Here is a 10106-nt window from a genome sequence, read left to right as displayed (position 1 = left end):
CTCGAAGCTTTTTTGAATGCATTTAGAGAGCCCACTCCAGTTTTGAAAAGTTGATTGCGCTGCCCTTGTGTTGTGACTTTTCATAAGTACCCAGACATTTTTTCAAAAGCAGAATGAGGCGCGGGCCGATCCCGGCCAGGGTTTGCGCCGACGCGAAAAGCGGATTGAGAAAGGCTGGTCGCATCGTAGAATTAGGCTCGCCGTTGGCAGGTGTCGCGGGGCCGCTACCGTTGGTCGCGGCAATAAGCATCGCCGGGTGCGCTAGGCGCGGGGAGCAGTGGGCGGTATAGGAACCCTTCGCGAATGGCGCACCGTGACGGCCGGCCGGCGCTCAGTCAAGCTGCTGCCGACGCTTTTACCATTGCCATGCAACCCGGACTTCATATGACGGACGATCTCGAGGCGAGAAGGCGGCGTGCGTCTTATCGCGCTCACCACCGCGGCACCAAGGAAATGGACGTGCTGGTCGGGCGCTATGCCGATGACCGGCTTCACTCCTATACTCTTGAACAGATCGAGCGCTTCGAGCGTTTCATGACAATTCCCGATCCCTCACTTCAGCAGTGGATCTTCTCCGGCCAGGGTTACAGCGGCATCGAATTCGAGGACCTGCTGAACGATATTCGGGCCTTCCATGGCCTTACGGCAGAGACGAGATAAGACGCATTAGATGACAACAAAAGTGCAAAACTCTCGCGCCGTATTTACGGGTGTTCCGGAAGGTTTTGACGGCCGCGTCGTTGCCGACATCACGAAGGCTGCGCGCACCGGCGACCAGCCCGGTCTGCACCTCCATATCGCGCGGGACGACCGGAGGCTCGACGAGCTTCAGGCGGCGGTCGCGTTTTTTGCTCCCGACATCGCCATCGTGCCGTTTCCGTCGTGGGATACCGTTCCCTACGACCGGACGAGCCCCAATCCGGAAATCGTGTCGAAGCGGATCACGGCGCTCGGAAAGCTTGCCGTCGGCGGACGCAAAAAGCCGACGCTGGTGCTGACGACCATCAATGCGATTTTGCAGCGTCTGCCGCCGCGGAGCTTCATTCGTGGCGCCGTCAAGACGATCGCGCCGGCGACGCGGCTCGATCCGGCGGATCTCATCAAGCGGCTCGAATCCTACGGCTACGACCGGTCGAGCACGGTGATGGAGCCGGGCGAATACGCGCAGCGCGGCGGCATCATCGACCTTTATCCGCCCGGACGGAGCAATCCCATCCGTCTCGATTTCTTCGGCGATACGCTCGAGTCCATCAAGGCCTTCGACGCCGAGACGCAGCGCTCGCTGAAGCCGGTGCCGAAGTTTTCGTTGATGCCCGTCAGCGAAGTCGCCTTCGGGGAAGCCGCGACCGCATTGTTCCGGACGCGCTACGTCGCACTCTTTGGTGGCAATACGGGCGATGATCCGCTCTATGAATCGGTCAGCAGCGGGCGGCGGTACGTCGGCCAGGAGCACTGGCTGCCGTTCTTTCATCCGAGTCTCGAGACGCTCTTCGACTATCTGCCGGGCGTTGGCGTCAGTTTCGATCATCTCGATGATGAAGCGATCGAGCGGCGGTTCGAGCAGATCCGCGAGCACTACGAGGCGCGCGTCGATTCACTCGAGGGCCAACGCTTCGGCGCGCCGCCTTACAAGCCCGTGCCGCCCGACCAGATGTTTCTCGAGCCGAAAGATTGGGCGGCCGCACTCGCTTCGCGGACGGTCTCGCGTCTGACGCCATTCGACGATCCCGGCGCGACGAACGTTTATTCGATGCACGGAAAGCGCGGGCGAACGTTCGCAGCCGAACGCGCCAATCCTGACGCCAACGTCTTTGATGCGGCGGTTGCGCATATCCGGCGCGTTCACGCGGAGAACCGCAGGGTCATTCTTGCGGCGTGGACGCCGGGTGCGCGCGAACGCCTGATTACTCTGCTCGAAGACCATGGTCTCGAGAACGCCGTGAAAGTCGAGAACTTCGCGGAAGTTCTCGCGCTGCCGCCCGGGGAGACGGCGTTCGCGGTGTTCGGCATCGAGGAAGGTTTCGAAACTCCCGATTTTGCCGTCGTCGCCGAACAGGACATTCTGGGCGACCGGCTGGTGCGCCAGCGCCGTCGCGCCCGTAAGGCGGCGGATGTTCTGACCGAAGCGACGAGCCTGTCGGTCGGCGATCTCGTCGTTCACAGCGATCACGGCATCGGACGGTTCTCAGGGCTGCAGACGATCACGGCGCTCGGGGCTCCACATGACTGCCTCGAGCTGCAGTATGCCGGCGGCGACAAGCTGTTCCTGCCGGTCGAGAACATCGAGCTTCTGACGCGTTACGGCGCTGATGAAGGGGATGCGCAGCTCGACCGGCTCGGCGGCGTCGGCTGGCAGACACGCAAGGCGAAGCTCAAGAAGCGCCTGCGGGAGATCGCAAACGAGCTGATCAAGATCGCGGCGCTTCGGGCGTTGCGGGAAGCTCCGGTGCTCGTTCCGCCGACAGGCGCTTACGATGAATTCGTCGCGCGGTTTCCCTACGAGGAGACCGAGGATCAGGCAGCGAGCATCGATGCGGTTCTCGGCGATTTGGCGTCGGGCAAGCCGATGGACCGGCTCGTCTGCGGCGACGTCGGCTTCGGCAAGACGGAAGTCGCCATTCGCGCGGCGTTCGTTGCGGCGATGAACGGTTTGCAGGTCGCCGTCGTCGTGCCGACGACGCTGCTTGCGCGGCAACATTTCCGCACGTTCACGCAGCGGTTCCAGGGCCTGCCCGTGAAGATCGCGCAGGCGTCGCGCATGGTCGGGACGAAAGAACTGGCCGAGGTGAAGGCGGGAGTGAAATCCGGCGATATCGATATCGTCGTCGGCACGCATGCCTTGCTCGGCAAGGGCATCGAGTTCGCGCGGCTCGGCCTTCTTATCATCGACGAAGAGCAGCACTTCGGCGTCAATCACAAAGAGCGCCTGAAGAAGATGCGCGAAGACGTGCATGTGCTGACGCTCTCGGCGACGCCGATACCGCGCACGCTGCAGCTTGCCTTGACGGGCGTGCGCGAGCTTTCGCTGATCACCACGCCACCCGTCGACCGGTTGGCGGTGCGAACGTTCATCTCACCGTTCGATCCGGTCATTCTGAAAGAAGCGCTGCGGCGCGAGCGTTTCCGCGGCGGACAGACGTATTACGTGGCGCCCAGGATTTCCGATCTCGATGAGATGTCGGAGTTCCTCCGCGAAGCGGTTCCAGATCTCGTCTTCGCCCGCGCGACGGGGCAGATGTCGCCGACGGAGCTCGAGGACGTGATGACCGCGTTCTACGAGGGCAAGTACGATATTCTGCTGTCGACGGCGATTGTCGAGTCCGGCCTCGACGTGCCGAATGCGAACACGCTGATTGTTCACCGGGCCGATATGTTCGGCTTGGCGCAGCTCTATCAGCTGCGTGGTCGCGTCGGCCGGTCGAAGACGCGCGCTTACGCCTACATCACGACGCCGCCCGACAAGAAGCTCACCGAAGGCGCGGAAAAGCGGCTGAAGGTTCTGCAATCGCTCGATACGCTGGGCGCGGGTTTCTCGTTGGCGTCGCACGATCTCGATATTCGCGGCGGCGGCAATCTTCTCGGCGAAGAGCAGTCCGGCCACATCAAGGAGGTCGGTTTCGAACTCTATCAGTCGATGCTGGAAGAAGCCGTTTCTGCAATGAAGGGCGGCGATCTCGAAGCCGACGACAAGTGGAGCCCGGAGATCCAGCTCGGCACGTCGATCATGATTCCGGATACGTATGTTGCCGATCTACAGCTTCGGCTTGGCCTTTACCGGCGACTGTCGAGTTTGGAGAAGCGGTCAGAGATCGACGCGTTCGCGGCGGAGCTTGTCGACCGGTTCGGTCCGCTGCCGGCCGAGGTCGAGCATCTTCTCGACGTCATGGAGATCAAGGGGCTTTGCCGTGCGGCCGGCATCGCGAAGGTCGATGCGGGACCGAAGGGCGCCGTCATTACGCTGCACAAGGCGAAGTTCGCGAACCCGGAAGGGCTCATCGCTTTCGTGCAGAATTCGCGCGGCGCGCTCAAGGTGCAGCCCGATCAGCGCCTCGTCTACCGCTCCGATTGGGATTTGCCGGAGATGCGTTTGAAGGGCGTGAGAGCGCTCGTTCAGCAGTTCGCCGATATCGCGGCGAAGACGAAACGAGCGGCTTAATCCGAGAGGCGAGACCGCTCGTTCAGGGGCTCGTCGCCATGAGTGCGGCGAGGGCTTTGCGCTGCACCTTGCCATTGGGTGTCCGCGGGAGCCGTTCGACGAAAACGATTTCACGCGGCACCTTGTAGGAGGCAAGGTGTTCGCTGGCGAACGCCTTTACCGCTGCGGCGTTCTTTGGGGATCCTTCAGTCGGAACCACGAAGGCGCCGATGATCGATACGCCGCTTTTGACGCGGATTTCCGTGCAGGCGACTTCGGCGACCCCGGGGCATGGCGCTAGCGCGGATTCGATCTCGAGCGGCGATACGCGATAGCCGCCCGCGTTCATCAGCTCGTTCACGCGGCCGAGGTGCGTGATGTAGCCATCGGCGTCGAAGCAGCCCAGATCGCCGCCGATAAACCATTCGCCGCGGTACACTTCAGCCTCTTCGTCCGGGCGGTTCCAATAGCCAAGCATCATGCCCGGATCGGAACGGTGGACCGCGATCAGGCCTTCCTGTCCCGGAGGGAGCGGCTCGCTTCCGCCTGCGGCGGGGATGATCGCCACGCGCCGTCCAGGTTGAGGTTTGCCGACGGTTCCCGGACGATACGGAACGCCGGGGCCGGTGGAGATGTAGGTCGATATTTCGCTCATGCCGAGCGCTTCGTAGAGTGGCAGGCCCGTCGCGGCGCCCCAGTCTTCGACGAGGCCCGGCGGCGGTGTTTCTCCGCCCATCAAGCCGTGGCGCAACTTGCCGAGAGAGCCGGGTGTCGGGCGCGCGTATTTCAAGATCTGGCGGAATACGCCCGGGACGGCGGCGAAGAGGGTCGCCCCCGTTGCCGCGATGATGGCCGGCCAAAGCTCGGGTGATTTCTCTCCGGTGCAAACGATGGCCGTCGCGCCGTTCGCCCATGGGTCGGTCAGGCCGACGCCGAGTGTGAACGTCCAGTTGAACGCGCCTGCGTGGAGCATTCGGTCATCAGCGGTGATGCCGAACCACCCTTGATACATGGGACTGCGTCCCTTGGCCGAGCGATGGGCGTGCAGAACGCCTTTGGGCTTTGCGGTCGTGCCCGACGTATAGATCAGGAAGGCAGGATCATCCGCATCGGTCGCCGCGTAACCGGCTCGTTCGGACGTGCGGATGAGGGACGCGATATCTTCGGCGGAGAACTCCGTGACACCGGGTGCGATGCCGGCGCCCAATGGTTCGAACGTTGCGATGGCCGAGGCACCGCTATCCTCAAGCAGCGCTTTGAGTTCGTGCGCGGTCAACTGATCGGAAAGCGGTAGCGCGACGAAGCCGCCGGCAATCGCTGCGAAGAACAGAAGTGCCGATTGGCTCGAATTTCCGAGGCGGATCGCAACGCGTTCGCCGGGCTTCAGTCCGCGTGCCGCCAGTCCGGCGGTGAGGCGAAGAACGGCATCCTCGATATCTGCGAACGACCACGTCTCTAACGGGGTTTCAGGGTTGCGGGTATCGTAGACGAGCAGGGCTGTTTTTGACGGCGTTTGCTGCGCCGCTCCGCCAATGGCGTATTTCGCCATATTGAACGGATTGTTGGAGCTCGTTGTCATTTTTCCTCGATCCACCACGTATCGACGGCATATCCGGAGATCGGCGTCTTTTCCGGATGCTTGAGACGCGCCCAGTAGGCGACCCACTGCCGGGGCATATAAAACAGGGGAACGACGTAGTCACCTGAAAGCAGCACGCGATCGAGGGCGCGGACGGACGATACGAAATCAGTCTCGCTCTCGGCTGCAAGCATGCTCTCGATCATGGCATCGGCTGCGGGATTGCGAACGCCCGCGAAATTGTAAGAGCCTTTGGAATCTGCCGTCTTGGCTGACCACCGGAACAACTGTTCGTTGCCGGGCGAAAGCGACGACGGCCACGAATTCTGGATCATGTCGAAGTCGAAGCTCGACAGGCGCTGCTGATATTGGGCGCTGTCGACGACGCGTACACGGGCGGCGACGCCGAGCGGTGCGAGACTTCGAGCGTAGCTCAGTAGCAGTGCTTCCTGCGCGTTGCTGTTCGCCAGAATTTCAAAGGCGAGCTGTTTGCCGGTCTTGGGGTCGATCAGGCGGCCATCCTTGAGAACCAGGCCCGCTTCGGTCAGCAGCGCAAAGGCCGCCTTCTGGTTCGGCCGATTTTGGCCGCTGCCGTCGCTCACCGGAAACCGGTACGTGCCCTCCATGAATTCCGGTCGGACAGCGTCCGGGAATGGCGCGAGCAGCGAGCGTTCCCGCGCGTCAGCCGGATGGCCGGTCGAAGCCAAGTATGAGCGTTCGAAGTAGCTCTCGGTTCGCTTGAACAGGCCATTGTAAAGGACCCGATTGCTCCATTCGAAGTCGAACAGCATCATCAGGGCGCGGCGCACGCGCGGGTCGGCGAAGATCGGGCGGCGCGTATTGAAGACGAACGCCGTCATGCCGGCCGGGAGGCCGATGTCAAATTCTGCTTTGACGATGCGGCCGTCGTGGACCGGCGGGATGTCATAGCCACCCGCCCAACGGCCAGGATCTTCTTCGAGCCTCAGATCGATATTGCCGGACTTGAAGGTTTCGAACATGACGGAGGCGTCGCGGAAATAGTCGAAGCGGATATCGTCGAAATTGAAGCGGCCGCGATTGACGGGAAGGTCTTTGCCCCAATAGTCCGGATCGCGGCGATAGCTGATCGATCTTCCCGCATCGATGTTTGAAACCGTGTAGGGGCCGGAGCCGAGGAGGGGTTTCATCCCGGCGGTTTCGAATTGTTCCGGAGTCATGTCGCGGGCGGCGAAGACCGGCATCAGGCCGAGGATCAGCGGCAGCTCGCGGTCCGTTGCATCTTGAAACGTGAACTTGACGCCGCGCTCGCCGACTTTCTCGGCGGCGGTGACTTTTGCAAAATATGTTCGGTGGTTCGGGCGGCCTTTTTCCTTCAAGAGGGCGAACGATTTGACGACGTCGTCCGGGGTGACCGGCTGACGGTCGGAAAAACGTGCCGCGGGATTGATCGTGAACGTTACGGATTTGCGGTCGTCGGCGACATCGATTGAATCGGCCAAGAGGCCGTAGAGCGTGAACGGTTCGTCGAGGCTGCGGGCCATCAGCGATTCGACGACGAATTCCCGGATGCCTGACACCGGCGTTCCCTGCACGATGAGCGGGTTCACGCTCTCGTAGGAGCCCAATACCCCAAGGGTCAGAGTGCCGCCTTTCGGGGCCTCGGGGTTCACGTAGGGAAAGGCCGTGAAGCCTTTATCGAGGCGCGGGGCGCCATGAAGCGCGATCGAACTCTGTGGAGCGGCGTTGGCCGGGAGGCCCGCAGTCAAAACAACCAACAATAAGAGGATAAACTTCCCGAATGACATCGCCGGTACCTGAAATGCTTTCACCGGCTTGTTACTACGCGATAATCCCGGCAGTGTGGCGCTACAGACAGCGCGACTTCAGGTCTTCTAACGGGGCCGAGCGGGGGCTGTCCAGCTTGTCGCAGTGGCTGACAAGCAACGATGGTTGGCCGCGAGCTACGGCCCCCAATTGTGCTAGACCGCGGTCACGTGATTGCCGTAATCCGAGCCTTACTCGGCGCCGGATCGGCAGTACAGTGCCGGGTCTGCGCAGGCTTGGTGGCGAGCTTTTGACGCACGGCGATGAACTTAGGGGTAGGCGCCGGTGAGGCCGGCACAACGAATAAAGTGAGGATTTTTAGGTTGATGGCAAACGCACTATTGCGCGCGGGCGGCAGGGCGCTCGTATCGGCCGTAGCGGTTGCGGCGGTGATGTCCGCTGCGCCCGCTTGGGCACAAGATGCAGCGAAACCGGCTGCGCCGAAAAAAGCTCAACCGGCTGCTGCGGCACCGGCAGCGCCTGCGGCCAATGGAGCGGCTGCTGCTGCTCCCAAGAGCGCCTGGGTGAAGCTTTGCGAGAAAGCGCCTATCGAAAAGAAGGGGCCGGACGGCAAGCAAGTGAAGGAAGAGAAGTCTCTCTGCCTCACGCACCATGAGCGGCTCGACGGCAATACCGGAATGGTTCTCGTTTCGGCCGCCATTCGCGAAGTCGAAGGCTCCGACAAGAAATCTCTGATGATCATGGTTCCGCTTGGGATGGCCATTCCTCCGGGTGTCCGCGCCGCGATCTACACGAAAGATCAGTGGGCGGCTGCGTCCAAGAACGAGAAGATCGATGAGAAGGCGTTGAAGCCCATCGAACTCCATTATGCGCTTTGCCATCCGGCCGGGTGCACGGCCGAAACGGAAGCCACAGCGGATATTCTCGACCAGATGTCGAAGGGTGGCGGCATCATGGTTCTTGCCATGAACGCTGCAGCACAGCCGATCGGCTTCCCGGTTCCTCTCGACGGCTATAACGAAGCCGCAGCCGGACCTCCGGTCGACAACAAGAAGTATGCCGAGGCCCGCAGCCAGCTGATGCAGCAGATCCGTCAGCGTCAGCAGCAGATGGCAGAGAAGTGGAAGGAAGACCAGCTGAAGAACCTGCCGCTCGATGGGCCCGGCGCTCCTCCGACCACGACCAGCTCGACGAAGGCCCCGGCAGCGGCACCTGCCAAGCCGAAGCAGTAACGCCTTCTGGTTTTCAAGCTTTGAACCGCCTCGGATGAGAAATCCGGGGCGGTTTTTTAACGGCGTTTTGCTGTTCTAGTTTGTCGAGCCAGGACGAAGGCGATAGCCGCCATTGCCGTCCTTCAGGAAACGCTCACCGATATCGGGGTGACGGAGCGGCGCGGCATTGTCGTCCAGCAGCAGGTTCTGTTCCGAGACGTATGCGAGATAGGTCGTCTCGGCGTTTTCTGCATAGAGATGATAGTAGGGCTGATCTTTCCGAGGCCTGACTTCCTCGGGGATGGCTAGCCACCACTCCTCGGTGTTTGCAAACTCCGGATCGATATCGAAGATCAGTCCGCGAAATGGATAGAGTCGATGCCGGACCACCTGGCCGATCGCGAACTTGGCGTGTTTGATATCGTTCATGGCATTTTAATGTGTGGCGGTCCGGTTCGCGACGCAAGCCCAACTGGGGAGACTAGAGCGCGCCGTACAGCGCCGCACGCTCCGGGTCCTTTGACGCGACGATCTTTGCCAGATCGACGATGACCTTGGCCTGCTTCCAGGTGGCGTCGTCCTGCATCTTGCCGTCCAGCATGACTGCGCCGGTTCCGTCGGGCATGGCGTCGAGGATCCGTTTTGCGAATTTGACCTCGGCCGGATCCGGCGAGAACACGCGCTTGGCGATCTCGATCTGTGACGGGTGCAGCGACCAGGCGCCGAGGCAACCCTGCAGAAATGCGTTCCGGAACTGAGCCTCGCACGCGGCGAGATCCGAGAAGTCGCCGAACGGGCCGTAGAACGGCTTCAGACCGTAGGCGAGGCAGGCGTCGACCATCTTGCCGACCGTGTAATGCCAAAGGTCCTGCTGATAGAACGCGCGGACGGCGCCGGGGTTATCCTTCTGTGCGTCCGCGAGGACGCCGTAATCGGGGTGGCCGCCGCCGACACGGGTCGTTTTCATGCCGCGCGAGGCTGCAAGATCGGCCGGGCCGAGGCTCATGCCGTGCATTCGCGGAGAGGCGGCAGCGATGGCCTCGACGTTGTTGACGCCCTCGGCGGTCTCGAGAATGGCGTGGATCAAGATCGGCTTCTTGACGCCGTGTTTCGCTTCGAGCTGGGCCAGAAGTTGATCGAGGTAGTGGATGTCCCACGGACCTTCAACCTTCGGCAGCATGATGACATCGAGCTTGTTGCCGACGTTGGCGACGATCTCAGTGACGTCGTCGAGCACCCAGGGCGAGTTGAGGCAGTTGATGCGCGTCCAGACGCCGGTCGATCCGAAATCGTTGTCACGGACCATCTGGATGAAGCCTTGCGCATCACGATTGTTTCGTATCAACGTGACCGGGCGCTGGAGGAAAAAATCAAAACCAAGGTGGGTGCCGCGCGGCGCTATCTGGCCAAGGTG

At 61.7% G+C, this 10106-nt stretch carries 7 protein-coding genes and 1 pseudogene; 3 read left to right on the top strand and 5 right to left on the bottom strand.

What is annotated here, in order from left to right; genetic code table 11:
- Positions 1 to 22: 22 nt before the first annotated feature.
- The gene (locus K2Q04_RS20625; protein WP_291167096.1) at positions 23 to 250 is read right to left on the bottom strand and encodes a hypothetical protein; all 228 of its coding nucleotides are present in this window, start codon (positions 248 to 250) and stop codon (positions 23 to 25) included.
- A gap of 53 nt (positions 251 to 303) precedes the next feature.
- Here K2Q04_RS20625 and K2Q04_RS20620 point away from each other — a divergent pair, with 53 nt between their 5' ends.
- Both K2Q04_RS20620 and mfd read left to right on the top strand, forming a co-directional pair.
- Positions 304 to 660 carry a succinate dehydrogenase assembly factor 2 gene (locus tag K2Q04_RS20620; protein ID WP_291167094.1) on the top strand — a complete coding sequence of 119 codons (357 nt, stop codon included), beginning with the start codon at positions 304 to 306 and terminating at the stop codon, positions 658 to 660.
- A 10-nt stretch (positions 661 to 670) separates the two neighbouring features.
- Positions 671 to 4156 carry a transcription-repair coupling factor gene (gene mfd / locus K2Q04_RS20615; RefSeq protein WP_291167087.1) on the top strand — a complete coding sequence of 1162 codons (3486 nt, stop codon included), beginning with the start codon at positions 671 to 673 and terminating at the stop codon, positions 4154 to 4156.
- Positions 4157 to 4178: 22 nt separating this feature from the next.
- Here the strand turns inward: mfd and K2Q04_RS20610 are convergent, their stop codons facing one another.
- Positions 4179 to 5714, bottom strand: coding sequence for a class I adenylate-forming enzyme family protein (locus tag K2Q04_RS20610; RefSeq protein WP_291167085.1), 1536 nt, complete (start codon positions 5712 to 5714; stop codon positions 4179 to 4181).
- Positions 5711 to 7501: an extracellular solute-binding protein gene (locus tag K2Q04_RS20605; RefSeq protein WP_291167083.1), complete on the bottom strand. Its 1791-nt coding sequence runs from the start codon at positions 7499 to 7501 to the stop codon at positions 5711 to 5713. Before K2Q04_RS20605 ends, K2Q04_RS20610 begins: the two co-directional genes overlap by 4 nt.
- Before the next feature lie 345 nt (positions 7502 to 7846).
- Between K2Q04_RS20605 and K2Q04_RS20600 the strand changes: the two genes are divergently transcribed.
- On the top strand, positions 7847 to 8713 hold the full coding sequence (locus K2Q04_RS20600) for an invasion associated locus B family protein (RefSeq protein ID WP_291167081.1): 867 nt from the start codon (positions 7847 to 7849) through the stop codon (positions 8711 to 8713).
- 75 nt (positions 8714 to 8788) lie between these two features.
- On the opposite strand, the gene hspQ is transcribed toward K2Q04_RS20600, so the two are convergent.
- Both hspQ and K2Q04_RS20590 read right to left on the bottom strand, forming a co-directional pair.
- Positions 8789 to 9121, bottom strand: coding sequence for a heat shock protein HspQ (gene hspQ, locus K2Q04_RS20595; protein WP_291167078.1), 333 nt, complete (start codon positions 9119 to 9121; stop codon positions 8789 to 8791).
- Positions 9122 to 9173: 52 nt separating this feature from the next.
- A pseudogene (locus K2Q04_RS20590) lies at positions 9174 to 10013 on the bottom strand (CoA ester lyase); the annotation flags it as partial.
- Positions 10014 to 10106: the final 93 nt, after the last annotated feature.

The sequence above is a fragment of the Hyphomicrobium sp. genome (assembly GCF_019753045.1).
Lineage (GTDB): Bacteria > Pseudomonadota > Alphaproteobacteria > Rhizobiales > Hyphomicrobiaceae > Hyphomicrobium_B.
This window is presented reverse-complemented; position numbering and strand designations above follow the sequence as displayed.

What these genes read in the sequence shown, in the direction of transcription:
- K2Q04_RS20625 (WP_291167096.1), bottom strand. Translation starts at nt 250, where the DNA reads ATGCTTATTGCCGCGACCAACGGTAGCGGCCCCGCGACACCTGCCAAC.
- K2Q04_RS20620 (WP_291167094.1), top strand. Translation starts at nt 304, where the DNA reads ATGGCGCACCGTGACGGCCGGCCGGCGCTCAGTCAAGCTGCTGCCGAC.
- mfd (WP_291167087.1), top strand. Translation starts at nt 671, where the DNA reads ATGACAACAAAAGTGCAAAACTCTCGCGCCGTATTTACGGGTGTTCCG.
- K2Q04_RS20610 (WP_291167085.1), bottom strand. Translation starts at nt 5,714, where the DNA reads ATGACAACGAGCTCCAACAATCCGTTCAATATGGCGAAATACGCCATT.
- K2Q04_RS20605 (WP_291167083.1), bottom strand. Translation starts at nt 7,501, where the DNA reads ATGTCATTCGGGAAGTTTATCCTCTTATTGTTGGTTGTTTTGACTGCG.
- K2Q04_RS20600 (WP_291167081.1), top strand. Translation starts at nt 7,847, where the DNA reads ATGGCAAACGCACTATTGCGCGCGGGCGGCAGGGCGCTCGTATCGGCC.
- hspQ (WP_291167078.1), bottom strand. Translation starts at nt 9,121, where the DNA reads ATGAACGATATCAAACACGCCAAGTTCGCGATCGGCCAGGTGGTCCGG.